The 22,940-nt window shown below is 72.6% G+C and carries 24 protein-coding genes and 1 pseudogene; 15 read left to right on the plus strand and 10 right to left on the minus strand.

What is annotated here, in order from left to right:
• Positions 1 to 90: 90 nt before the first annotated feature.
• From ACFYT9_RS16225 to ACFYT9_RS16235, 3 genes are all read left to right on the plus strand, one after another.
• Positions 91 to 2,121, plus strand: coding sequence for a PQQ-binding-like beta-propeller repeat protein (locus tag ACFYT9_RS16225; protein ID WP_389164045.1), 2,031 nt, complete (start codon positions 91 to 93; stop codon positions 2,119 to 2,121).
• Positions 2,122 to 2,123: 2 nt separating this feature from the next.
• On the plus strand, positions 2,124 to 2,984 hold the full coding sequence (locus ACFYT9_RS16230) for a heparin lyase I family protein (protein WP_389164048.1): 861 nt from the start codon (positions 2,124 to 2,126) through the stop codon (positions 2,982 to 2,984).
• A gap of 215 nt (positions 2,985 to 3,199) precedes the next feature.
• The gene (locus ACFYT9_RS16235) at positions 3,200 to 4,132 is read left to right on the plus strand and encodes an ROK family protein (protein ID WP_389164051.1); all 933 of its coding nucleotides are present in this window, start codon (positions 3,200 to 3,202) and stop codon (positions 4,130 to 4,132) included.
• Between the two features lie 59 nt (positions 4,133 to 4,191).
• On the opposite strand, the gene ACFYT9_RS16240 is transcribed toward ACFYT9_RS16235, so the two are convergent.
• Both ACFYT9_RS16240 and ACFYT9_RS16245 read right to left on the minus strand, forming a co-directional pair.
• Positions 4,192 to 6,069, minus strand: a complete 1,878-nt coding sequence (locus tag ACFYT9_RS16240) for an AMP-dependent synthetase/ligase (protein WP_389164054.1) — start codon at positions 6,067 to 6,069, stop codon at positions 4,192 to 4,194.
• Between the two features lie 124 nt (positions 6,070 to 6,193).
• A complete protein-coding gene (locus ACFYT9_RS16245; protein ID WP_376598638.1) occupies positions 6,194 to 7,039 on the minus strand; it encodes a GntR family transcriptional regulator in 846 nt (281 codons plus the stop codon).
• A 305-nt stretch (positions 7,040 to 7,344) separates the two neighbouring features.
• Between ACFYT9_RS16245 and ACFYT9_RS16250 the strand changes: the two genes are divergently transcribed.
• The 5 genes from ACFYT9_RS16250 (at position 7,345) to ACFYT9_RS16270 (ending at position 13,770) form a co-directional block, all read left to right on the plus strand.
• The gene (locus ACFYT9_RS16250; protein WP_389164057.1) at positions 7,345 to 8,604 is read left to right on the plus strand and encodes an extracellular solute-binding protein; all 1,260 of its coding nucleotides are present in this window, start codon (positions 7,345 to 7,347) and stop codon (positions 8,602 to 8,604) included.
• A gap of 3 nt (positions 8,605 to 8,607) precedes the next feature.
• Positions 8,608 to 9,549, plus strand: a complete 942-nt coding sequence (locus ACFYT9_RS16255) for a carbohydrate ABC transporter permease (RefSeq protein ID WP_389164060.1) — start codon at positions 8,608 to 8,610, stop codon at positions 9,547 to 9,549.
• A gap of 56 nt (positions 9,550 to 9,605) precedes the next feature.
• Positions 9,606 to 10,469, plus strand: coding sequence for a carbohydrate ABC transporter permease (locus ACFYT9_RS16260; protein ID WP_376598664.1), 864 nt, complete (start codon positions 9,606 to 9,608; stop codon positions 10,467 to 10,469).
• A 140-nt stretch (positions 10,470 to 10,609) separates the two neighbouring features.
• Complete coding sequence (locus ACFYT9_RS16265; RefSeq protein ID WP_389164634.1) at positions 10,610 to 12,193, plus strand: beta-N-acetylhexosaminidase; 1,584 nt, start codon at positions 10,610 to 10,612, stop codon at positions 12,191 to 12,193.
• 119 nt (positions 12,194 to 12,312) lie between these two features.
• Positions 12,313 to 13,770 carry a cellulose binding domain-containing protein gene (locus ACFYT9_RS16270; RefSeq protein WP_389164063.1) on the plus strand — a complete coding sequence of 486 codons (1,458 nt, stop codon included), beginning with the start codon at positions 12,313 to 12,315 and terminating at the stop codon, positions 13,768 to 13,770.
• Positions 13,771 to 13,831: 61 nt separating this feature from the next.
• Here the strand turns inward: ACFYT9_RS16270 and ACFYT9_RS16275 are convergent, their stop codons facing one another.
• The 4 genes from ACFYT9_RS16275 to ACFYT9_RS16290 all read right to left on the minus strand — a co-directional run bounded on the left by ACFYT9_RS16275 (position 13,832) and on the right by ACFYT9_RS16290 (position 15,575).
• Complete coding sequence (locus ACFYT9_RS16275) at positions 13,832 to 14,209, minus strand: fic family toxin-antitoxin system, toxin component (protein WP_389164066.1); 378 nt, start codon at positions 14,207 to 14,209, stop codon at positions 13,832 to 13,834.
• Entirely contained in the window at positions 14,209 to 14,454 is a 246-nt protein-coding gene (locus tag ACFYT9_RS16280; RefSeq protein ID WP_389164069.1) for a hypothetical protein, read from the minus strand. Before ACFYT9_RS16280 ends, ACFYT9_RS16275 begins: the two co-directional genes overlap by 1 nt.
• Positions 14,455 to 14,525: 71 nt before the next feature.
• Positions 14,526 to 15,104, minus strand: a complete 579-nt coding sequence (locus ACFYT9_RS16285) for a TetR/AcrR family transcriptional regulator (RefSeq protein WP_389164072.1) — start codon at positions 15,102 to 15,104, stop codon at positions 14,526 to 14,528.
• A gap of 60 nt (positions 15,105 to 15,164) precedes the next feature.
• Positions 15,165 to 15,575, minus strand: a complete 411-nt coding sequence (locus ACFYT9_RS16290; protein ID WP_389164074.1) for a RidA family protein — start codon at positions 15,573 to 15,575, stop codon at positions 15,165 to 15,167.
• Positions 15,576 to 15,883: 308 nt separating this feature from the next.
• Between ACFYT9_RS16290 and ACFYT9_RS16295 the strand changes: the two are divergent.
• A pseudogene (locus ACFYT9_RS16295) lies at positions 15,884 to 16,095 on the plus strand (MFS transporter); the annotation flags it as partial.
• A 52-nt stretch (positions 16,096 to 16,147) separates the two neighbouring features.
• Here ACFYT9_RS16295 and ACFYT9_RS16300 read toward each other — a convergent pair.
• The gene (locus ACFYT9_RS16300) at positions 16,148 to 17,065 is read right to left on the minus strand and encodes a DUF6891 domain-containing protein (protein WP_389164077.1); all 918 of its coding nucleotides are present in this window, start codon (positions 17,063 to 17,065) and stop codon (positions 16,148 to 16,150) included.
• 133 nt (positions 17,066 to 17,198) lie between these two features.
• Here ACFYT9_RS16300 and ACFYT9_RS16305 point away from each other — a divergent pair, with 133 nt between their 5' ends.
• The 4 genes from ACFYT9_RS16305 (at position 17,199) to ACFYT9_RS16320 (ending at position 19,403) form a co-directional block, all read left to right on the plus strand.
• A complete protein-coding gene (locus ACFYT9_RS16305) occupies positions 17,199 to 17,708 on the plus strand; it encodes a contact-dependent growth inhibition system immunity protein (protein WP_389164079.1) in 510 nt (169 codons plus the stop codon).
• Between the two features lie 604 nt (positions 17,709 to 18,312).
• Positions 18,313 to 18,531: a hypothetical protein gene (locus ACFYT9_RS16310; protein ID WP_389164082.1), complete on the plus strand. Its 219-nt coding sequence runs from the start codon at positions 18,313 to 18,315 to the stop codon at positions 18,529 to 18,531.
• Between the two features lie 111 nt (positions 18,532 to 18,642).
• On the plus strand, positions 18,643 to 18,888 hold the full coding sequence (locus ACFYT9_RS16315; protein WP_055639523.1) for a helix-turn-helix transcriptional regulator: 246 nt from the start codon (positions 18,643 to 18,645) through the stop codon (positions 18,886 to 18,888).
• Positions 18,888 to 19,403, plus strand: a complete 516-nt coding sequence (locus ACFYT9_RS16320; RefSeq protein WP_387278457.1) for a hypothetical protein — start codon at positions 18,888 to 18,890, stop codon at positions 19,401 to 19,403. The genes ACFYT9_RS16315 and ACFYT9_RS16320 overlap by 1 nt, the downstream gene beginning before the upstream one ends.
• 161 nt (positions 19,404 to 19,564) lie before the next feature.
• Here the strand turns inward: ACFYT9_RS16320 and ACFYT9_RS16325 are convergent, their stop codons facing one another.
• Positions 19,565 to 19,738 carry a CsbD family protein gene (locus ACFYT9_RS16325; RefSeq protein ID WP_376606242.1) on the minus strand — a complete coding sequence of 58 codons (174 nt, stop codon included), beginning with the start codon at positions 19,736 to 19,738 and terminating at the stop codon, positions 19,565 to 19,567.
• 186 nt (positions 19,739 to 19,924) lie between these two features.
• Between ACFYT9_RS16325 and ACFYT9_RS16330 the strand changes: the two genes are divergently transcribed.
• Complete coding sequence (locus ACFYT9_RS16330) at positions 19,925 to 20,296, plus strand: hypothetical protein (RefSeq protein ID WP_389164085.1); 372 nt, start codon at positions 19,925 to 19,927, stop codon at positions 20,294 to 20,296.
• A 571-nt stretch (positions 20,297 to 20,867) separates the two neighbouring features.
• On the plus strand, positions 20,868 to 21,341 hold the full coding sequence (locus tag ACFYT9_RS16335) for an ATP-binding protein (protein WP_389164087.1): 474 nt from the start codon (positions 20,868 to 20,870) through the stop codon (positions 21,339 to 21,341).
• A 286-nt stretch (positions 21,342 to 21,627) separates the two neighbouring features.
• Here ACFYT9_RS16335 and ACFYT9_RS16340 read toward each other — a convergent pair whose 3' ends face one another.
• The gene (locus tag ACFYT9_RS16340; RefSeq protein WP_376605420.1) at positions 21,628 to 21,885 is read right to left on the minus strand and encodes a WhiB family transcriptional regulator; all 258 of its coding nucleotides are present in this window, start codon (positions 21,883 to 21,885) and stop codon (positions 21,628 to 21,630) included.
• Between the two features lie 373 nt (positions 21,886 to 22,258).
• Positions 22,259 to 22,681, minus strand: a complete 423-nt coding sequence (locus ACFYT9_RS16345) for an ATP-binding protein (protein ID WP_389164090.1) — start codon at positions 22,679 to 22,681, stop codon at positions 22,259 to 22,261.
• Between the last annotated feature and the right edge of the window lie 259 nt (positions 22,682 to 22,940).

A 22,940-nucleotide genomic window follows, 5' to 3' on the forward strand; every position in this document is an offset into this window, starting at 1 on the left:
ACCCGGCCGGTCCCCGCCGTGCCCTCCCCGCCACGGCCTCCGCTCCTCCCCTCTCCGTGTCCCCGCACGACGAACAAAGGAGTTCCCCCCATGCAGCACACCCGACCGCTCGGCAGGCGCCAGTTGCTCGCGGCAGGCGGCGCCCTCGGGCTCGCCACCGCGGCGGCCCCGCTGCTCACCGCCCCGGCACAGGCCACCACCCCCACCACCGCCCGCAAGCCCCGCACCCGCATCACCGATCTCGGGCCCGGCATCGAGCAGTTCGCGCTCATGAGCGCCCTCCAGGTCGGCGACACCGTCTACGTCGGCTCCCGCAACCTCGAACCGACCCAGGTGATCGCCTTCCACCTGCCCACCCGCAAGGTGGTGGCGCAGACCGTCCTCGGCACCGGCCACTCCATCCAGGCGCTCGCCGCCGACCCCACCGGCAGGTACCTGTACGCGGGCATCCTGACCAAGGGCGACGAGGGCAGGCCGAACCTCTTCCGCTGGGACCTCACCACCCCGGACAAGCCCGCCGAGGGCGTCGGCCGGACCGAGGACCGCGACATCCGCGACCTCGCCGTCGCCCCCGACGGCACCGTCTACGCGGTCGGCGGGATCCCCGGGAAGGCGCCCGCGCTCTGGATGTACGACCCCGCCACCGGCAAGGTGACCAAGCTCGGCGTCCCCGACCCGAAGGCCACCCTGGCGAGGGCCGTCGCTGCCACGGACACGACCGTCTTCTTCGGCGCCGGCAGCACCCTGGCCGGCGGAGACGGCGCGAGCAGGGCCTCGCTGTACGCGTACGACCGGGCCACCGGCACCTTCAGCGACATCACGCCGCCGGAGATGGAGAAGGACCCCAGCCTGCGCGACCTCGTCATCGCGGGCGGCCGGCTCGTCCTCGGTACCGCGGCGTCGACCGAGCCGGCCAAGCTGGCCGTGATGGACCTCGCCGACCTCTCCTCGTACACCGTGGCGCCCACCACCGGCAAGGTCGTCAAGAACCTGACCGCGAACGGCGACACGCTCCACTTCGCCACCGACGCGGGCCTGTACTCCTACTCGACGGCGACCGAGGTCATCAGCCCCGTCCCGTTCGACGGCGACCTCGGCGAGATCTGGGGCCTCGACCACGTCGGCGGCACCCTGACCGTCGTCTCCGGCTACGGCTTCGTCGGCGAGATCGACCTGGCCTCCGGCCGGGCCGTCGTCACCGACCTCGGGCAGGCGGGCGCGCCCGTCACCCCGCAGACCACGATGGGCATCGCCGCCGACCACCGGTACGCCTACGTCGGCGGCAACAACGGCATCGCCCGCCACGACCTGCGCACGGGCAAGGTGCTCAACCTGAGGGCCCCCGGGGAGGCCAAGGACGCCGAAGTGCTGAACGGCGTGCTCTACACCGGTCAGTACAGCTCGCAGGGCATGTGGACGTACGACCCCGCGAAGGGCGGACAGCCGCGTCAGTTGGCCGCCTTCCCCAGCGAGCAGAACCGTCCGCTCGACGTCTGCTACGACCCCGTCAACGAACTCCTCGTGGTCGGCGTCCAGTCGGACACCGAGGGCGGCGGCTCCCTGTGGACGTACGCCCCGAGGACGGGGAGGAAGACCGTCCACATCAATCCGGTCGACGCGACCCAGATGGTGCGGGCGGTCGCCACCCGGGACGGCGTCGCCTACCTCGGCGGAGACAACCCCACCACCCAGGGGACCCCCGGCACCCTCGTCGCCTTCGACCCGGTCGCCGGGCGCGAGCTGTGGCGCCTGGACCTCCCCGCCTCCCTGACCACGGGCGTCGCCGCGCTCGCGGTGCGCGGCCGGCACCTGTACGGGCTCACCAGGAAGGGCGGCTTCTTCGTCGTCGACCTCAGGATCCGCCGGGTGATCCACACCGCCGACCACCGGGCCCTCTGCCCCGGCTTCGCCGCCATGGTCACCAGCCGCGGGAGCGTCTACGGCGTCTCCGACACCACCCTCTTCCGCTTCGACCCCAAGACCTTCGCCGTGACCACCGTGGTGGCCGGGATCAACGGCGGCTGGTACAGCGGCCCGCACATCAACGCCGACCACCGCGGCCGGCTGTACACCATGCGGGGCCGCAACCTCGTCCGCATCGAGGACAGGCCGGTGAACTGACCATGAAGAAGTCGACAAGGCGGTCCCTCCTGGCCGCGGCGATCGCGGGAACGCTCACCCTGGCGGGCCTGACCGCCGCGCAGGCGGGCCAGAACACCGAGCGCCGGGCCGCTCCGGGCTCGTGCGCCGAATCCGGCGGGCCTGCGCCCCTCCTGACGATCGACTACCGGAACGGCAGGCCGGACTCCGGCATCCCGGACCTGACCACGACGCACGCGACGGCCCCCGACGCCTCCTCCGTCGTCCCGTCGGGAGACGACCACGCGATAGCCCACAAGGTGACCCTGGGCGATCCCGCCTACGTCTCCGACGGAGCCCCCCGCAGCGAGAGCGCCACGAACGACGTCCACGAGGGGAAGTTCGTCGTGGGCGACGAGCAGCGCTACGAGTTCAGCGTGCTGCTGAAGGACTGGAAGCCCTACGAGCCGGGCGACTCGGAGTCCGGCGACATCATCTTCCAGGGCAAGCACGCCGGCGGAAACCTTCCGTCCTTCTACCTCATGACCAAACGGAACAGCATCGCCTTCCGCTCGCCGACCCTCCAGCTCCAGGCGAACGTGGTCGACGACTTCCGCCCGCACATCGGTGAGTGGATGCGCTTCCGCGTGGACGTGCGCTGGACGGACGACGACACCGGCTCCTACGAGGTCTCCACCCGGATGCCCGGCGAAGCGGGGTACACCCTCCGGCGGACGTACGAGAACGTGCGGACCTTCCACCCCGCGAACCCCGCGGAATTCGGCTATCTCAAGTGGGGCCTCTACCGCCCCGGCCAGTCCCTGGAGAAGGGAGACGTGCCGACGCGGATCGTCCACCACGACGACATCCGCGTCCTGGACCTCTCCCGGCGATCCGGGCGATGAAGAGCCCCGACCGCCCCTGACCACCCTGACCGGGCCGGGGGGGGGCCCCCCCCCGCCCCCCCCCCCCCCCGGGGCCCGCCCCCCCCCCCCCCCCCCCCCCCCCCCCCCCCGCCCCCCGCCCCCCCCCGCCCCGCCCCCGCCCCCCCCGCGGCCCCCCCCCCGGGGGGGCGGGCCGCGGCCCACCCTTGCCCGCCCCCTCCCCTGAAAGCGCGTCCGTGAGACATGTCATCGCCCTCGATGTAGGGGGCACCGGAATGAAGGCGGGACTCGTCGGCCTGGACGGCGTGCCGCTGTACGAGGCGCGGCGGGCCACCGGACGCGAGCGGGGGCCCGACGCCGTCGTGGAGTCGGTCCTCGGCTTCGCGCAGGAGCTCCTGGCCCACGGGCGGACACGCTTCGGGAGAGCGGCCGAGGCCGCGGGAGCCGCCGTGCCCGGCGTCGTCGACACGGAACGCGGTGTCGCGGTCCGCTCCGCCGACCTCGGATGGCGGAACGTTCCGCTGCGCGGACTGCTCAGCCGGCGGCTCGGACGGATCCCGGTCGCCCTCGGGCAGGACGTGCGCACCGGCGGCCTCGCCGAAGGCCGCGTCGGGGCCGCCCGAGGCACCGGCCGCTTCCTCTACGTGTCCCTCGGTGCCGGCATCGCCGGGGCGATCGGCATCGACGGCGGCATCGAGGCCGGTGCGCACGGCCGCGCCGGCGGGCTCGGCCACATCGTCGTACGCCCCGGCGGCCCTGCCTGCGGCTGCGGTCGACGCGGCTGCCTGGAGGCCCTGGCCTCCGCCACCGCGATCGGCCGCGCCTGGGCCACCGCCGGCGGAGGCCCGGGAGCCGACGCCGCCGACTGCGCCCGGGCCGTGGAAGCGGGTGACGAGGCCGCGCGGGCGGTGTGGCGAGCGGCGGTCGACGCCCTCGCCGACGGCCTGGTCACCGCCCTCACGGTTCTGAACCCCCGTGCGCTCGTCATCGGAGGCGGCCTCGCCGGGACCGGCGACACCCTGCTCACCCCGCTCCGCGAGGCCGTCGCGGAACGCGTCACCTTCCAGCAGCTGCCCGCGATACTGCCGGCGGCCCTCGGGGACACCGCGGGGTGGCGGGGCGCGGGCCTGCTCGCCGGCGAGCTGCTGACGCGGCGGCAGGCCGTCTGACGGGTGCCTTCCGCCCCGGCCCCGGCCGGCCCGTCGTCGCGGTCGGGGCGGCGCGGGGGTCACGCCTCGCGGGAGCCCTCGTACATGGCCTCGACGAGGTCGGCGTACGCGCGCTCGACGACGGGCCGCTTGACCTTGAGGCTGGGGGTGAGCTCGCCGTGCTCGATGTCCAGGTCACGGGGGAGGACGGCGAACTTCTTGAGGGTCTGCCAGCGCTGGAGGTCCGCGTTGACGCGCCGGACGAAGCCGTCGACGAGGGCGTGGGCCTCCGGGGAGGTGACGACCTCGGTGTAGGTGCGCCCGGCGAGGCCGTTCGAGGCGGCCCAGGGCATGATCACGCTCTCGTCCAGGGTGATCAGTGCCGTGCAGTAGTTGCGGCCGTTGCCGATGACCAGGATGTTGCTGGCGAAGGGGCAGACGGCCTTGAAGCGGCTCTCGATCTCGGTGGGGGCCACGTACTTGCCGCCGGAGGTCTTGAAGAGGTCCTTCTTGCGGTCGGTGATCCGGACGTAGCCGTCCTTGTCGATCTCGCCGATGTCCCCCGTGCGGAACCAGCCGTCGCTCTCCAGGACCTCGGCGGTCTTGTCGGGGAGGTTGTGGTAGCCGCGCATGATGCCCGGTCCGCGCAGGAGGATCTCGCCGTCCTCGGCGATGCGGACCTCGGTGCCGGGCAGGGGCTTGCCGACCGTGCCCACCCGGCCGTCGTCGGCCGGGTTGACCGTGCAGGCCGCGCTGGTCTCCGTGAGGCCGTACCCCTCGAGGACGTTGACCCCGGCGCCCGCGAAGAAGTACCCGATCTCGGGGGCGAGCGCGGCGCTGCCCGAGGCGCTGCCGCGCAGCGAACCCCCGAAGGCCGCGCGGATCTTGCCGTAGACCAGCTTGTCGGCGACGGCGTGCTGGACGGTGAGGGCCAGGGGCACCGTGCGGCGGCCCGTGGCCACCATCTGCTCCTGGCCGGTCCTGGCGTAGTCGCGGGCGACCTTCGCCGCCCACAGGAAGATCCTGTACCTGGCTCCGCCCTCGGCGCGCGCCCTGGCGGCGATGCCGTTGTAGACCTTCTCGAAGACGCGCGGCGCGGACGCCATGATGGTGGGCCGTACGACGGGCAGGTTGGTGACGATGCGATCGATCCGGCCGTCCACGGCCATGACGTGGCCGGACTGGATCTGGCCCGAGATCAGGGCCTTGCCGAAGACGTGGGACAGCGGCAGCCAGAGGAACTGCACGTCCTCGGGGAGCACGAGCCCCGTCGCCACCTGCGCGACCCCCTGGTAGGACCAGCAGTCGTGCACCAGCCGCACGCCCTTGGGGCGGCCGGTCGTGCCGGAGGTGTAGATCAGGGTGGCGAGCTGCTCGGGGGCGATGCTCCGGACCGTCGTCTCGATCGCGTCGGGGTGCTTCGCCAGGTGCTCGGCGCCGCGCCGCTCCAGCTCGGCGAGCGTGAGCACCTCCAGGCCCTCGGGTCCGGTCGCGTCCGGCGCGGGGTCGAAGAGGATCGCGTACCTGAGGCCGGGCAGTTCGCCTTTGTGCGCGACGACCTTGGCCAACTGCTCCGCGTCCTCGACGAAGACGGCCCGGCTGTCGGAGTCGGCGAGGATGTACGCCGTCTCCTCGCCGTTCGTGCTGGGGTACACGGCGGTCGCCGCCGCGCCCGCGCACATCACGCCCATGTCGGCGAGGATCCACTCGATCCGCGTCGCGGAGGAGATGGCGACCCGCTCCTCGGTCCGCAGCCCCAGGGCCAGCAGCCCGGCCGCGATGGCGTGGACCCGCCGCGCCGTCTGCGACCAGGTCAGCGAGCGCCACTCCTCGGTGTCACCGTCCACGGCCACGGGGTAGCGGTAGGCCTCCCCCTCGGGGGTGGCCTCGACCCTCGACAGGAACAGGTGCGCCACGGAGTGCGGGCGGTTTTCGAGAAGGTACTGCGCGGAACTCATGTCGGCCTCCGGGCCCGAGGGCGCTCTCGTCACAGACGGGTTCACTGGCAGGTAACTTGTGAGCTGTGGTGAGGCTAGGTCTCGAACCCGTCGGAGCGTAAGGGCCTGGCGGGCCTTTGCGCTCTCAGTCGTTCTGCTGCACGACCCCTCGCGTGGAGAAGGTGACAGGGGTGCCACCGGTGAAGTCGCCCGGCGGGATGCCGGGGTGGTGACCCTCCTTCGCGGGAGGCCGTTCGTCGTGGGAGCCGAGCGAGAGGCGCGAGACGATGCGGTAGCGGTCGCCCCGGTAGAGCGAGTGGACGTACTCCACCGCCCGGCCCCGGGAGTCCGTGGTGAGCCGCTCGAACAGCAACCCCGGTGAGAATTCGGGTACTTCGAGCAGGTCGGCCTCGGCGCGGGTGACCACGGTGGGCTCGATGGACTGCACCGCCTCGCTCACCAGGACGCCGTGCCGGTCGCGCAGGTGCTCGTACAGGTCGCCCTGCTCCAGCTCCTCGCTGCTCAGCCCGGGGGCGAGGTCGGCCCGGATGTGCAGGTGCTCGATGGCCATGGGGGAGCCGTCGACCAGACGCAGGCGGGCCGCGTAGAGGATCTCGGAGGCGGGGGAGATGCGCAGCTTGCGGCTGACGCGGGCCCCGGCGGGCAGGGTGCGCAGTTCGAGGAGGCGGCTGGTCCACACCCCGCCGGCCTGCGGCAGGCTGAAGGAGCTGCGGCCGGAGACCAGCTCCTGGGTGATCTTCTCCTTGGCGACGAACATGCCACGCCCGTGCTCACGGACCAGCAGCCCCGCCATGACCAGCTCGTCGGCAGCCGCGCGCAGGGTGGGACGGGAGACGCCCAGCTCGGCGCAGAGCGCCCGCTCGGAGGGGATGGCGTCGCCCGGGCGCCGCGCCTCGATGAGTTCGAGGATCGCGTCCCGGACCCGCTCGCGCTTGAGCATCGCGCCGGAGGCCGCCGCGTCGATCTCCATACCGGCTCTCGTTCGTCGTCGGAAAACTGGTCGCACCTTCGCTGGTCAACCATAACGGGCGTGCTGGTCAGGTGACAACTGACCACTTGCCGTCAGGGCTGCGCACGTGGATCCGGCCGATACTTGGCCAGAAACCTTCTGTGTAGCGGGGGTTGACGGCGACATTGGTCCATGCCACCTTCATCTCGCGCCAACTGGTAAACCCTCGATCGGTAAGTGGTCAGGTTAGGTTGGCCCGCCGTTCCCCGGCTCTTCCAGAGCTCCGTTCCCAGGCTCCTGCGCCCAGGCTCCTTCAGAGGTGAACCGTGAAGCACCGCCCCCTCGCCCTGCTCGGCACGATGCTGCTGGGCACCGGCCTCGCCGGCTGTTCCTCCTCCGGCGGCCAGAACGCCGGCGGACCGACCGTGCTCGACGTGTGGCTGATGCGCGACAGCGTCTCGGAGGCGTTCCAGAAGGAGTTCGAGGCCGGCTTCGAGAAGGACCACCCCGGCATCGACCTCAAGATCCAGATCCAGGAGTGGGAGGGCATCGGGGAGAAGGTCACCGCCGCCCTGGCCGGCAACGACGCCCCCGACGTCATCGAGGTCGGCAACACCCAGGTCGCCCAGTACGCCCAGAGCGGCGGACTCACCGACTTCTCCGGCAAGGTCGGCGAGCTCGGCGGCGACTTCTGGCTCGAAGGACTGGCGGAGCCCGGCGGCTGGGAGGGCAAGCAGTACGGCATCCCCTACTACGCCGCCAACCGCGTCGTCATCTACCGCACCGACCTCTTCGCCAAGGCCGGCATCGACGCCACGAAGATCAAGACCCGCGAGCAGTGGCTGGCCGCCACCGAGAAGCTGAACAAGGACGGCGTGCAGGGCATCTACCTGCCCGGACAGAACTGGTTCACCCTGGCCGGCTTCGTCTGGGACGAGGGCGGCGACCTCGCCGTACAGGAGGGCTCCACCTGGAAGGGCGCCCTCGACACCCCCGAGGCGCTGCGCGCCATGGACTTCTACCAGCGCCTCCAGGCGCTCGGCAAGGGCCCGAAGGACTCCGACGAGTCGCGCCCCCTCCAGGCCGAGGTGGTCGCCAAGGGCCAGGTCGCCCAGGTCATCGCCACCCCCGGCGGCGCCGGCGTCATCGCGCAGAAGAACCCCGAGCTGAAGGGCAAGCTGGGCTTCTTCCCCATCCCGGGCAAGACCGCCGACACCCCCGGCGCCGTCTTCACCGGCGGCTCCGACCTGATCGTCCCGGCCGCCGCCGAGCACCAGGACGAGGCGTACACCTTCATCAAGGAGCTGGCCGGCGACGCCTGGCAGAAGAAGCTGGCCCTCGCCATGAGCTACGTCCCCAACAAGACCAACCTGGCCACCGCCGTCGCCTCCGACCCCGGCGCCGCGACGATGGCGGTCGGCGCCGCCAACGGCCACGCCACCCCCAACACCCCCCAGTGGGCCGCCGTCGAGGCGAAGAACCCCATCAAGGACTACATGACGGCCGTCCTCATCGGCCGCGATCCGAGGGCGGAGGCCGCGAAGGCGTCGCAGTCCATCACCACGACCCTGAACAGCGGTTCCTGACCCGTGCGCGCCGGAACCCCGTACGCCGGAACCACCCGGAGACCGTCCCGCGGACGCCGGCTCGCCGTCGGCCCGTACCTGCTGATCGCGCCGGCCGTCCTGGGGATGCTCTACCTCCTGCTCTACCCCTTCGGCCGCGCCCTGCTGATCTCCCTGCAGGACTTCCGGCTGCGCGAACTGATCCGGGGCGACGCCGAGTTCGTGGGTCTGCGCAACTACCAGACCCTGCTGGCCGACCCCCGGTTCTGGGAAGTGACCCGCCGCACCTTCCTCTTCATGGCCGTCAACGTCGTGCTCATCATGTTCCTGGCGACCCTGGTCGCCCTGATGATCGAACGGCTCGGCAGGATCGGCAGGACCGTCGTCCTCAGCTCGCTGGTCCTGGTGTGGGCGGTACCCGTCGTGGCCGCGACCACCGTCTTCCAGTGGCTCTTCCACTCCCAGTTCGGCATCGTCAACGAGACCCTCACCGGCTTCGGTCTCAGCTCCTTCGAGGGCTACACCTGGTTCGCCGACGGCACCGCCGCCTTCACCATCCTCGTCGCGCTGATCGTCTGGCAGTCCGTGCCGTTCGCCGCCATCACCCTCTACTCCGCCCTCACCACCGTGCCCGAGGAGCTGTACGAGTCCGCCCGCCTCGACGGCGCCGGCACCTGGACGATCTTCCGCACCGTCACCTTCCCCCTGGTCCGCCCGATCTTCATGCTCGTGCTCTCCCTGGAGGTGATCTGGACCTTCAAGGCGTTCGTGCAGATCTGGGTGATGACCCGCGGCGGACCGGGCGACGCCACCACCATCCTGCCCGTGTACGCGGTGCAGACCGCCCTCGCCGGCCAGCGCTACGACCTCGGCTCGGCCGCCTCCATGGTCACCGTCCTGCTCATGAGCGGCGTCCTCGTCCTCTACTTCCGCCAACTGTTCCGCCAGGAAGGGGAACACCTGTGACCTCGGCCCCCGCCGCCACGGCGACCACCGGCCCCCCGGCAGGCGGCCCCGCCCCGATCCCCGTCACCAGGCTCCCCGCCCCCGCCAGGCGGCGGCGAGCCCTACGGCGGGCACCGCTCCTCGCTGCCGCCGGCCTCACGGTCGTGTGCTGCCTGTTCCCGGTCTACTGGATGGTGGCGACCGCCTTCCGGCCCTCCCGCGACATCCAGTCCTACGACCCCCGCCTCATCCCCGACGAGTGGACCCTGGACCACTTCCGCACCGCGGTCGGCGCGGACGGCTTCGGCCTCTTCTGGCGCAACAGCGTCCTCGTCACCCTCGCCGCCGTCCTGCTCTCCCTCGTCGTCGCCCTCGGCGCGGCCTACGCGGTGGCCCGGCTGCGCTGGCGCGGCCGCCGCCAGTTCATGCTCGCGGTCTTCATCGCCCAGATGGCCCCGTGGGAATCGCTGATCATCCCCGTCTACATCATCGCCCGCGACACCGACATGCTCGACCGGCTGCCGACACTCACCCTGGTCTACTTCATGATCACCCTGCCGTTCACGGTGGTCGTGCTGCGCGGCTTCATCGCCGGCATCCCGCCCGAACTGGAGGAGGCCGCCCAGGTCGACGGCTGCACACGCGTCGGAGCCTTCCGGCGCGTCGCCTTCCCGCTCCTCGCGCCCGGCCTGATGGCCACCTCCCTGTTCGGCTTCATCACCGCCTGGAACGAGTTCACCTACGCCAACTTCCTCATCATCAAGCAGCAGGACAGCCGCACCCTGCCGGTCTGGCTCTCCTCCTTCCAGACCACCTTCGGCACCGACTGGGGAGCCACCATGGCCGCCTCCACCCTCTTCGCCCTGCCGGCCCTCGTCGTCTTCCTCGCCCTCCAGCGCCACGTCACCTCCGGCCTGACCGCCGGCGGCGTGAAGGGCTGACCCGCACGCCGTCCCCGCCGCGCACCCCGCCCCCTCGCACCAGGCCGCGCACCACGTCCCCGGCCGATCGGCCGCCGTGGTCCGGCCGGGCGGCACCCGTGGCCACCGCCCGCGCCCCGTACGACACCGGAGACCGCCCCGTGGACCTGCCCCACACCGCCCATCCGCGCCCCGAACTGACCCTCGTCCCCCGCCCCCGGCGGCTCTCGCCCCGGCCCGGCCGCTTCCGCCTCGACCGCACCACCCGCCTGCGCGTCGCCCCCGGCGCCGAACCGGCCGCCGAACTCCTGCGGACGTACCTGGCCCCCGCCACCGGTCTGAGCCCGGAGCACGCCGACGACGGCACCTTCGTCCTCGCCCTCGACCCGGCGCTCACCGGCCTGGGGGAGGAGGGGTACGGCCTCACCGTCGCCGAGCACGGAGTCCTGCTGCGCGCCGCCGGCCCCACCGGCCTGCTCCGCGGCGTCCAGACCGTCCGCCAGCTCCTGCCGCCGCACACCCTCACCGCCCCCCGGGCGCCCGGCGCCCCGGCCGTCGTCGAGCTGCCCGGCGTGGAGATCACCGACGTCCCCGCCCACCCCTGGCGCGGCATGCACCTCGACGTCGCTCGCCACTTCCAGCCGGTGGCCTACCTCCACCGCTTCGTCGACCTGATGGCCTTCCACAAGCTGAACGTGCTCCAGCTCCACCTCACCGACGACCAGGGCTGGCGCATGCCGGTGGCCGCCTACCCCCGGCTCACCGAGATCGGCGGCCGGCGCACCGAGTCGATGATCGGGCCCGCCGGCAGCGACCGCTTCGACGGCCGCCCGCACGGCGGTTCGTACACCCGGGCCGAACTCGCCGGCCTCGTCGCGCACGCCGCCGCCCGCGGGGTGAGCGTCGTCCCCGAGATCAGCGTCCCCGGCCATGTGAGGTCCGCGCTCGCCGCCTACCCGGAGCTGGGCAACTTCCCCGACCGGCGGCTCGACGTGTGGACCCGGTGGGGGGTGTGCGACAACGTCCTCGGCGTCGGCGACCACGTCCTGGACTTCTTCCGCACCGTCCTCGACGAGGTGATGGACCTCTTCCCCTCCTCGTACATCCACATCGGCGGGGACGAAGTGCCCACGCGGGAATGGGAGTCCAGTCGTACGGCGATCGCCCGCGCCGCGCGCGAGGGCCTGGCGGGCCCCCGTGAACTGCACGGCTGGTTCCTGGGCCGGATGGCCGACCACGTGGTCCGGGCGGGCCGCCGCCCCGTCGCGTGGGCGGAGGACGGCGCCGCACTGCCCCTGTCGTGCACGGTGATGAGCTGGCGCACACCGGAACACGCCTGGGCGGCGGCCCGCAGGGGCCACGACGTGGTGCAGGCCGACCACCGCCGCACCTACTTCGACTACGCGCGCGCCGCCGGTTCCGGCGAGCCGCCCGCGCAGCCGGGCCACGCCACCGACCTGCGCAGCGTGTACGGGCTCGACCTGCTGCCCCGGGATGGCGACGCCCGTCTGGCGGGCAGGGTGCTGGGCACGCAGGGGCAGCTGTGGACGGAGTTCGTGCCCACCTCCCGGCACATCGAGTACCTCACCTACCCCCGCCTGTGCGCGCTGGCCGAGCGCGCCTGGACGGTGGCCGACGACTGGCCGGACTTCCGCACCCGCCTGGACGGCCACCGCGCCCGGCTCACCGCGCTCGGCGTGCCGCACGACACCCTCGGCGACCACCCGGCCCACGCGGCGGTCTGACCCCGTACACCCTCAGGGTCTCCCGCCCCTCCCCGCTCCCTCTCACCCCCCCGCTCCCTCTCACTCCCCCCCCGATCCCTCCCGCCGTGCGGCGGGAGCGAACGAAAGGAAACCGTCGGATGAGTACCCCCCGTACCACCAGCCGGACCACGGGCCGCTCCGCCCGCGCGGCCCTGGCGCTGACCGCGCTCCTCGGCACCGCGGCCCTGGCGACCTTCCCCCTGACGACCGCCTCCGCCTCCGGCGGCGGGGTCGCGGTGCAGTACCGCACCAGCGCGAGCGGGGCGACGGCCGACCAGAGCGAGCCGTGGTTCAAGGTCCGCAACACCGGCACGACCGCCGTCGCGCTCAGCCAGGTCAAGATCCGTTACTACTTCAAGGCGGACTCCCCGAACGCCACCTACCGTTTCGCCTGCTCCTGGGCGGTCAAGGGCTGCTCGGTGATCACCGGCACCTTCGGCACCCTGGCCAACCCCACGGCGACCGCCGACCGCTACCTGGAGATCGGCTTCACCCCGGCGGCCGGCTCACTGGCCCCCGGCGCCGACACCGGCGACATGCAGCTGCGGTTCCACCAGACCAACTGGCAGACCCTGACCCAGAGCGACGACTACTCCTTCCAGGGCGCCCCCACCGCGTACGCCGACTGGACCAAGGTCACCGCCCAGGTCGCCGGCGTGAACGTGTGGGGCACCGCCCCGGCCGGGAACGAGCCCACCGACCCGCCGACCACGCCCCCGACCACCCCGCCCACCACACCGCCGGGCAACGGCGAGACGCTCTTCGACGACTTCTCCTACACCTCGCACACCGACCCGGCCCTCGCCTCGCACGGCTGGAGCGTCCGCTCCAACTCCGGTGGCCCCGGCGTCCCCGGCGCGACCTGGGACCCCTCGAAGGTCACCTTCGTCAACCAGAGCGGCAACACGGTGATGAACCTGGAGACCTCCAGCGCGGGCACCGGCTCCAGCACCGTCCACACCGAAGTCCTCACCAAGGCCACGAAGTTCAAGAACGGCACCTACGCGTCCCGGGTGAAGTTCTGCGACGCCCCCAAGTACGGCCCGGACGGCGACCGGATCGTGCAGACCTTCTTCACCATCAACGACCTCAAGGCCCCGATGGCCGACGACTACGCCGAGTACGACTTCGAGTACCTGCCCAACGGCGGCTGGGGCGAGCCCGCCAACATCCTCTACACGACCTCCTGGGAGACGTACAACCCCGACCCCTGGCAGGCCGTCAACCAGCACAGCGAGAGCCGTACGAGCTTCGCGGGCTGGCACGACCTCGTCGTGACCATCGACAACGAGAAGATCACCTACTACGTGGACGGGGCCCTCTTCGGCACCCACGACGCCGCCTACCTGCCCGAGCGGCCGATGTCCATCAACTTCAACCAGTGGCTGATCGACCTCAACGGCCAGCCGTCCACCACCCCGCGCGCCTACGACCAGCAGGTCGACTACGTCCTGCACGTGAAGGACCAGGTCCTCACCCCGGCCCAGGTCGCCGCCAAGGTCGCCGCCCTGCGCGGCGCGGGGACGACCTTCGTCGACCAGGTGCCCGCGTCCTGACCCACCCGCTCCCCGGCCGCCCCTGATGTCCGCCCGGCCCCTCGCCGAGGGGCCGGGCGCGTCAGCCGGCGGTGGGCCAGGTCCGCAGCAGTGCGGCGATTCTCCCGGCGGTGCAGGCCGGGTCGAGGAGCAGGTCCCTCAGGGCGACGGCGTCCTCGCGGGCGGGTCTGACGGAGACGCCCGCCGCTTCGAGGTACATGACGCCGGTCGCGGCGGCGACGGCCAGGTTGGAGCGCTCCAGCCAGCGGCAGCGTCCCAGGGCGTGCACCAGAGCGGCGGCCTTGGCGTAGGGGCCGGCGTAGACGGGTCGCTCGAACAACTCGGCCCGGTGGCGGGCGACTGCGGAGACCGGGACGCCGTAGTCGTCGGGGGCCGGATCGTCCGCTCCGGCTGCCTCGGCGACCTGGAGGATCCAGGGGACGTCGATGTGCAGCTCCATCAGGCGGCGCGCGATCCCCGAGGCGTCTGCGAGGGGGACGCGGGCTCGGCCTCGTCGAAGATGGCCTGGTGCTCGGCCAGGAACCGGGCGGCCGCGTCCACCGCTCGCGCGCGCAGCCCGCTGGCGTCGTCCTGCACCAGCCGGGCGAGGTAGTCACCGACGCTCAGGCCCAGATCGGCGGCGCGCTTCCGCGCGAGTTCCGCGACGTCCTCGTCCACCCGCGCACCCAGCTGTGTCTTCGCCATGCCGGCATGGTAACAACTGTTACCTGATCGCTTCAACGGCCCGGCGCCGCCGGCGCCGCGGCGGTCGCGCCTCAGAGGTCGGCGAGCGTGCTCTCGACGGTGTCGAGGAGGACCTGCCGGTCGCGCTGCACCCGGCCGAGGACCCGCAGCCCGTAGTACGTGCTCTGGATGCGGCGGGCCAGGGTGCGGAGGTCTCCGGCGGTGCGGATCTCGCCGGTGCGGCGACCGTCGGAGAGGACCGCGTGGAGCGCGTCCGCGACCTGGTCGAAGCTGCGCGCCGCCAGGTCCCGCACGTCCCGGTCGTCGGTGGCCGCCTCGACGGCGGCGTTGATGGTGAAGCACCCCCGGCGGCCGGCCTCGTCCAGATCCGCGTCGACGGCTCGGACCATCAGCCGGCGCAGGCGGTCCTTCACGGGGCCGGGGCCCTGGAGGAGCGCGACCTGCTCGGCGGTGCTCGTCTCGTGGTAGTGCCGGAGCGCGCGCAGATAGAGCGACCGCTTGTCGCCGAAGGCGTTGTAGAGACTGGACGGACCCAGGCCGGTGCCGGCGGAGAGGTCGCGCGTCGACGTCCCGTCGTAGCCCAGGCGCCAGAAGGTCTCCATGGCCGCGGTCAGGACGCGTTCCTCGTCGAATGTTCGGGGCCTTGCCATGGGCCCAGCCTATGACGGCTCCGGCCGGACCCGTCCCGGTGGCGACCCGGCGGGGAGGTGTCAGGCCACCACCCCGACCGCCTCGATCTCGATCATCCACTCCGGATCCGCGAGCGCGGCGACCTGGACGAACGTCTCGGCCGGGAAGGGCTCCCGGTACTGCTCCGCGCGGAGGGCCGCGAAGAGGTCCTGGTGCGCGATGTCGGTGACGTACACGGTGAGCTTCACGGCCAGGTCGAGGCCGGAGCCCGCCCGCGCGAGGACGGTGGACACGTTGGCCAGGGCCTGCCGGGCCTGTGCGCCGAAGTCCCCGCGCCCGACGGTGACGCCGTCTGCGTCGACCGGCGCCTGCCCGGACGTGAAGACGAGCCCGCCGGCCCGGATGCCGAGTGAGATCCCCGCCCCTTCGTACCAGTCGCGCTCCGCGGTGACACGAACGCGCTCGAGCGACGGAGTGGAGGACGAGGGCATGGCTGCTCCTTGGGGAGGTACTGCCGGAGGGAAGCGCGGGCGTCGAGCTGCCCCCACAGGGGCGTACGCACCCTAGCAGGTTTTGAATCGATCGCTTCAAAACCGGTCCGGGCCGCGCCCCGGACGCTCCCGCCTCCGTGGTCGACCGGGTCCGGTTCAGCTCGTCCGGAGCTTGTGCACCACGGTGTCGTCGGGGTCCAGGGTCCTTCCGTCCTCGGCCTGGACCACCAGGGGGCGGAGGGCTCGGCCCCGGTCGCGGTCGACCAGTTCGGAGCGCGGTTCGCCCGGCGCGAAGAAGTTCCCCTCGCCCGGAGGCCGGCAGCCGCCTGATCGGCGGTACATGGTCTTCTACTCGATCGGCAGCGCCACCGGGGCCCTCGCCGGGACCTCCCTCTACGCCGCGGCCGGCTGGGGCGCGGTCTGCGCACTGGGCGCGGGCATCAGCTGCGCCGCGTTCCTGCTGTGGGCGCTCACACCCACGGCGACGCCAGGTCCCGGCCGCGCGGACGCGGCCGGGTGAGGGATCCGTACAGGCGGGCGGCGCGGGAGGCGCCGCTCCGCGGGGCCCGTGCTCAACCGACCAGACGGCGGCGCCAGTCCATGGGGGTGACGGTGATGACCTGGTCGGGGTCACCGTCCCACTCGGTGGGGAGCCCCACCGTGTCGAGGGCGGCGACGACCTCCTGGCCGATGGCCGCGGTGGTTTCGGGGGAGCCGTCGAAACCGCCGTAGAGGAGCGTGAGCCCGTGGCCCGCGGCGGCGGAATCCGTGCACTGGGTGTGGAAGTAGACGAAGCCTCGGGCGTCGGGCTCGCCTTCGGCGCCGATCTCGGACCGGCCGCAGCCGCGGCAGCACGTGAAGTTCTCGCGCGCGGTGATGCCCGCCTCCTGGAGGGCGGTGAACGCGCGGGTGAGCCGTTCGGGGTCGGTCTCGCCCCGCCAGGTGGCCTGCTCCGCGACCCGCTCCAGCCACAACCGGTCGGCCAGCGCCGTCGCTTGTTCGCGGGAGACGGGCCGGTGGTCCTTGGTGACCAGGTAGTCCTCGGCGACCTCGGCCAGTTGGGCGCGCGAGACGTAGCCGCCGGCCAGCACCTCGCGGACGCGTCCCTCCAACTCCCTCCGCCGGTCCTCGGCGAGGTCGAGCGGTGGCACCTCCTGGGCGGGGCCAATCTCCAGCGGCGACCAGGTCAGGAGTTCGTGCCAACCGGCCTCCCGGCGGGCCCAGCCGGTCATCGCCGCGATCACGTCCTCGGGCCCGTCGACCATCACTTGGAAGTGCCGGTCGGCGGAGCCGTCGCGGTACTCCAGCGTGTAGTCACCACCGGCGGCGTGCCAGACCTGGGCGAAGTCGTCCGGCAGGTCGGGTATCCGCTGGAGCACGAGGAACCGGTCGCCGTCCTCACCGATCCGCCGCACCAGCCCCGCCAGCGCGTCGGCGGACACGCGCACGTGCCGCTCCTGGTTCTCCGTCTTCACCACGATGTCGAGCATGGGCTGACTCTGGCACACCCCTCCGACAACGGACCGCCGGGAGCCTGTCGGCCCGTCAACCCGGTCAGCCCGTCGGCCCCGAACCCGAGGGCCGCTGTGGCCGGCTGTCCGGCCGCGGCTCCACTATGGGGGGATGGACCGTCTGCTCCACCTCGACCGCACGCTCGACGAACTGGATCCGCCTCGCTGGGGGCCTCCTGGCCCCGGCGCGACCCGTCTGGTGGCCAAGGTGCACGAGCTGCGGCGGCTTCCGCTCGGAGAACTCGGTCCGGCGGATCTGCGCACCCTGATCTCCCAGCAGGTCGCCCTGGCCCACGTCGTTCCGCTCGCGGCGCGCATGCTGTGCGAGGACCCGCTGCTCGACGCGTACTTCCACGAGGGGGACCTGCTGCTGGCCGTGGTGAGCGTCCCGGCGTCGACCTGGGACCTCTTCCCGGCCCTCGGGGCGCGGCTGCGCACCGCGATCACGACCCTGCCGGAGGCCGCTGTGGCGGGACTGCCCCGTGGCGCCGCCGAGGACCTCGGCCGTTACGTCGCCCGGAGCGGAGGGGAGCCGGGCACGCCGTCCGGGGGAGCCGGGAAGGGGGGGCGACCGGAGCCCGTTAGGCTGCTGATCTTCGGCGAGTGGGGGGGCTTGGCGTGAGGCGACGGGGCATACGGATGGGCGTGTTCGGCGCGGCCCTCGTGTTGCTGGCCGGCTGCGGTTCCAGGACGGTCGGCACCGCGACCGGCGCGGAAGCGACGGGGGCGGCTGAGGGCGGGGCCACGGGCGGGGCGGTCGCGGCGGCCGCCTGGACGCTGTCCGTTCCGATCCGCATCGACGGAGTCCGTACCACCGACGGCGGCCGGTCGCTGGTGGTCGGCGCCGAAGTGCCCGACGGCCCGGTCGACGTCGACTGCGTACGCGACCTGCGCGGTGCTCTCGACACCGTCGAGCACGGGACGGTGCACGTCAGCGTCACGTACGAGTCCCGCTCCCAGGACCGGGAGGCCGGCTGCACGGGGACACGGCGGGTCGAAGCGAAGGACGACCTGGGTGAGCCCCTGGGCTCCCGCCGGGTCATGGTGAACAGCCGGAACGTCTACACCCCCGCCGGTGCGACCCCGCCCTGCGGCCGTGCGACGAGAACGGCTGCGACCCCACGCCTCCGCGCTGCACCCCGTCCTCGTACCGGCAGGCGGTCGACGACACGGACATCCCGAAGCACACGAACTGGGACGAGCGCGGCTGCGACGAGACGTGGCTGGTGCTCGACCTGTCGACCCGGATGGGGCCGGCGTGCGGCGACGCGGGCGACGGCTGTGCCCCCGGGAGCATCAGCCAACGCTGGTTCTACCGGGCCGAGCCCTCGGGCTGGCAAGCGGTCGCCATGAACGGCGAGGCGGGGTGTACGGGCATCCGCGAGGTCCTGCCTGAACTGCCCGAGCATCTCTGCGCGTCGCTGCCGCGGCTCGGCCGCGGCTGAAGCGGGCGCGACAGCACCACACCGGAAGAGGGGTTCGTCCTCGAAGGCATCCATGGGTGCACTCCGAGCTACGTGTTGTGCACCTGGATCAGAATGTAGTACTTCTTATACATGAGCGAGCAGGTACACAACAGGCTGGCCGTTGTCAGGGCTGAGCGGAAGGTGTCTCGACAGGCACTGGCCGAGGCAGTGGGCGTCCACTACCAGACCATCGGCTACATCGAGCGCGGCCAGTACAACCCCAGCCTCGACCTGGCCCTGAAAGTGGCCCGGTTCTTCGGCCTGCCGGTGGAGGCGCTGTTCTCCCTGGAGCCGTTCCAGCCGCTCACCGACGAGGTCTACGGGAGGAAGCAGTGATGACCGCGACGCGCTACGACCGGCACATGTACGCACTGATGAACGACCGCCGTGCGGCGGCCGTCTACGCCACGACGACCCGGCGCCGGCTCGCGGTCGGGGCCCATGTCGCCCTGACCGCCGTCGGAGTGGGCGCCTGGATCGGCACCGTCTTCGGACCCGGGTACGGCCCCGCCCTCGTGATCGCGGGCGTCCTGCTCCCCTGGGTCGTCCTCACCGGCGCCCTCAACGGCTCCACGCGGGGACTCCTCGAACTCCGCGGCCGGATGCTCGACGAGCGACAGCTCGTGGAGCGCGACCGGGTGCGAGCCCTGTCCCACCGCGTGACCCTGTGGCTGCTCGTGGCCGCGGCGGTCGCCGCGGGCACCTACAGCGTCCTGGCGGACGCGCCGCTCCAGCTCGCCGTGACCCCCGTCCTCGTCGGCGTGCTGGCCGCGCACTGGATGATGCCGCTGTGGGTGGCCGTCCTCCGGGTCCAGGACGACCCGAGCGACGACGCCGCCGACACGTTCTGAATCGATCAGGTGCGCCGGCCGGGACCTCCCCCTCGCGGGTACGGCTCCCGGCAACGCCGCGGAGGGCGGTCCGCCAGGTGGCGGGCCGCCCTCCGTGCGGACAAGGCCCTACGGCGCCCGATGGCGCCCGATGACGCCTGACGAAGCGGTCGTCCGCCGCGTCAGTGTTTGAAAGCGTCCTTCGCCTTCTCCTTGGCCTGGCGCGCGTCGCCCTTCGCCTGCTCGGCCCGGCCCTTCGCCTCCAGGCTCTCGTCGTCGGTCAGCCGGCCGGCCGCCTCCTTGAGCTTGCCCTTGGCCTGTTCGCCCTTGGCCTTCATCTTCTGCTCACCGGACACGAGGAATCACTCCTTATCCCTGCGGCACATCTGACACCAGGACGCCTGACCGGTATCGCGGACGGCAAACATGAATAGCGGGGCAATTCTGAACAGCCCGGATGAATTGCCCGGCCGTTCGTCGCCACCGGCGCCACCACGTGGGCGTAGATGTTTAGCCCGCGCGGGTACGGCGAGATGTTGCCCATGAGTGCTTCGGAGAAGAGTGAACAGAACGCGTTCCACCGGACGGGCCCGTACGTGGTGCCGGACTACCCCGACATGACGTGGACGGATGCCGTCGACGAGGAGGAGGGCGAGGACCTGGCGGACCTCGGGGTGCCGGACGTCCTCCCGGCCCCGTGGGCGGAGAAGGCCCGCGCGGCCGCGCGCGCGGCGCGGGGTGCCGGGGACGCGGCGTGGAGCGCGGTGCGCGCGGACAAGGCGGTGACGGCCGCCGCGGTCGCGGGCGCGGTGACCGCGCTCGGCCTTGCGTACCTCGTCGGCCGGCGGGCCGGGCGGCGGGCGGCGCGGAGCAGCCTCGGGCCGATGGCCCTGCTGCTCGAACGCCGCGGTTGAGCGCGCGGGCTTCTTCCCGCGCCCCGTCTTTCCGGAGCTCGCTACGCACGGTCTCGCACGGCCCCTCGTGCCGTTCCTCGCCGCCGGCCCCGCGCTTCAGGCGCCCTGGTCGGTCGCCGCGGGACCGGGTAGCCGACACCGCTGGTGGGCGGCCCGGCAGACCTCAGGCCGCGTCCCCGCCACGATGTGGGCCCGGCACCTCCACACCGGAGGTGCCGGGCCCACATCGTGGCGTCACGCGGAGAGCACCGTGCCGACTCGGATCGATCGCGTTCCGGGCGAGCGAGGGCGGGCGCCGATCCGAATCGCGTCCCCGAGGCGCGTACCGGTGCGGACACACAGCGTGTACGACCCGCGGCCGCCCCGGCCCCGGCGCTCCGGCACGGCATGCGCGGTGATCCTCCCGCCGTCGAGGCCGGTGACAGGCACCGGACGGCCCGGTCGCTCGCCCGAGGCGGTCGTCACGTACCGTCGGTGGGCGTGATCCGTGGGGGAATCATGAAGTGCGGAGAGGCGGGTACGAGCTGTTTCGGCCGTGCCCACCCACCCGGACGAGGGGAGTACCAGCAGCATGACGGACGCGATCACCGTACGGCGGTCGGCGCCGGAGCCCCTGCTGACCGTGAGCGCCGTCTACGACGACGATGCCCACGGCGGGGCGATCGCCTCAGCGCGTGCCTTCACGGCGGACTTTCTCGTGGCCGCCCCGTCCACGCGGGGCGGGCCGGTGGCGGACGAGCGCGTCGAACTGGCGCAGTTGGTGGTCAGCGAGTTGGTGACCAACGCGGTACGGCACGCCGGCGGCCTCTGCCGCCTGGTCCTGGAGCTGCGCCGGGACACCCTCGACATCTCGGTCTTCGACCGTGAGCCCGCCGTCCCCGTGCCCCGCGGGCACGATCCCTGCCGGATCGGGCAGCACGGCGTCGAGATCGTCCTCGCCGTCTGCGAGAGCCTGACCGTGGAGCCCGTCCCGGACGGGAAGCGGGTCCGCGCGCGCCTCTCCCTCCGGCAGGACCGCACCGACACGGCGGAACCGTCGGACTGACGGGCCGGGACGGACGGGCCGGGGGTACGCGGCCGAGCGGGGGTTCCGGACGGGACCGCGCGCTTCCGTTTCCGGACGGGACCCGCGCGTTTCGGGCCGTCACCGGAAGTGCGGCCGTCCGCGGCGCGGACCCCGGACGCCATGCGCGGCCCCAGCGGGTATCGGGGGAGTGTGCCCCGGGGATCCGGGGATCCGGGGATCCGGGGATCCGGGGATCCGGGGATCCGGGAAGCCGGGAAGCCGGGAAGCGGGGGGAGCCGGGTGGGCGCGACGCGCCAGCGACTCGTCAGCGCCCCGCGGCCGCGCGGCGGCTCGACCGCCGTCGGAGCGTGCGTCGTTCGGTCTCCGTGAGACCGCCCCACACGCCCGCCGGCGGCTGAGGTTCCGCCATCGCCGCGCGCAGGCACTGCTCGCGCACCGGGCAGCGCCGGCAGACTTCCTTCGCCTCCTCCGCCTGGGCGAGGGCGGGGGAGCCCACCCCCACGGGGAAGAACAGATCGGGGTCGACCTCCTGGCAGGCCGCGGCTTCACGCCAGCTGTCCATGTGAGCCTCCTGGCACATAGTCGGGATTTCGTCCTCGTCTTCGCCTGACCGCTCGGCCGGACCCGAAACACGGTCGCGCGCGGCCGAGTTCGGCTTCAGGCCGTCATCGGGCTCCCCTCCGCGGCCCGCCGGCCACCGGCGTGACGCTCCACCACGCCATCGCCACCCCGACACCGAACAGCAGGATCAGTACGACCGGCATCGCGGACTCCTCACGGGCAAGGGGATCGGGTCGGATCATCCGACTGACCGCGAACGCGACGCCGAAACGCCCTTTCCGAAGAACGCGCCTCGTCTCCCCGGTGGCCCGCACCGCCTTCACGGGATCCCGCCACTTTCCACCAGGGCCGCTCCCGCCGCCCGGGGCGGGTGATCATCCCGGCTCGTCGGACTTGGACGGCCGGAAGCAGGCGGTCACGTCCTTGCCTCGTGGGCAGGGCTGGGTGCGCACCTCGTCGGCGAGGGCGTCGACGAGGAACAGGCCGCGCCCGCCCAGGGCGCTGTCGTCCGGGCCGCGCGGCTCGGGAAGCCGGGGCGACGCGTCGTGCACGGTGACGTGCAGGCACTCCTCGTCCCAGGTGAGGATGAGCTGCGCGTCGCTGTGCGCGTGGATGTGCGCGTTGGTGACCAGTTCGGAGACGGCCAGGACCACGGAGTCCGCCACCCCGGGCGCGGTCCGGTCCCAGCCGAGGGTCGTCAGGTGCCCGCGCGTCCAGTCCCTGGCGGTCTTCACGCCCATGCCGACGGGCAGCGACCTCGCCCAGCCGACGGCTCTCATCGAGGGATCCCTTGTCATGACTCTCCTTCGAACGACGACTTCGCACCTTCCGTCTGCCCTGCGACCGCGGGAGGAACCGGTCCCCGGCCCTCCGTCTCCCCGACACGCCTGCGGACCGGGGTGCCTGAGCCTGCCTCAGCTCCACCCCGTCAGCGAGGTCGGCTCCGTGGGCGGCAGGCCCGTTCCCGAGCACAGATTCGAAAAAGGCTGTGTGGACGTGGGAAGTCCGGGTAGGCGGGCTTGGACAGGGCCGTGTGTCCCGGTTCGGGATCTGTGG

The organism is Streptomyces sp. NPDC004435, assembly GCF_042873895.1.
GTDB lineage: Bacteria > Actinomycetota > Actinomycetes > Streptomycetales > Streptomycetaceae > Streptomyces.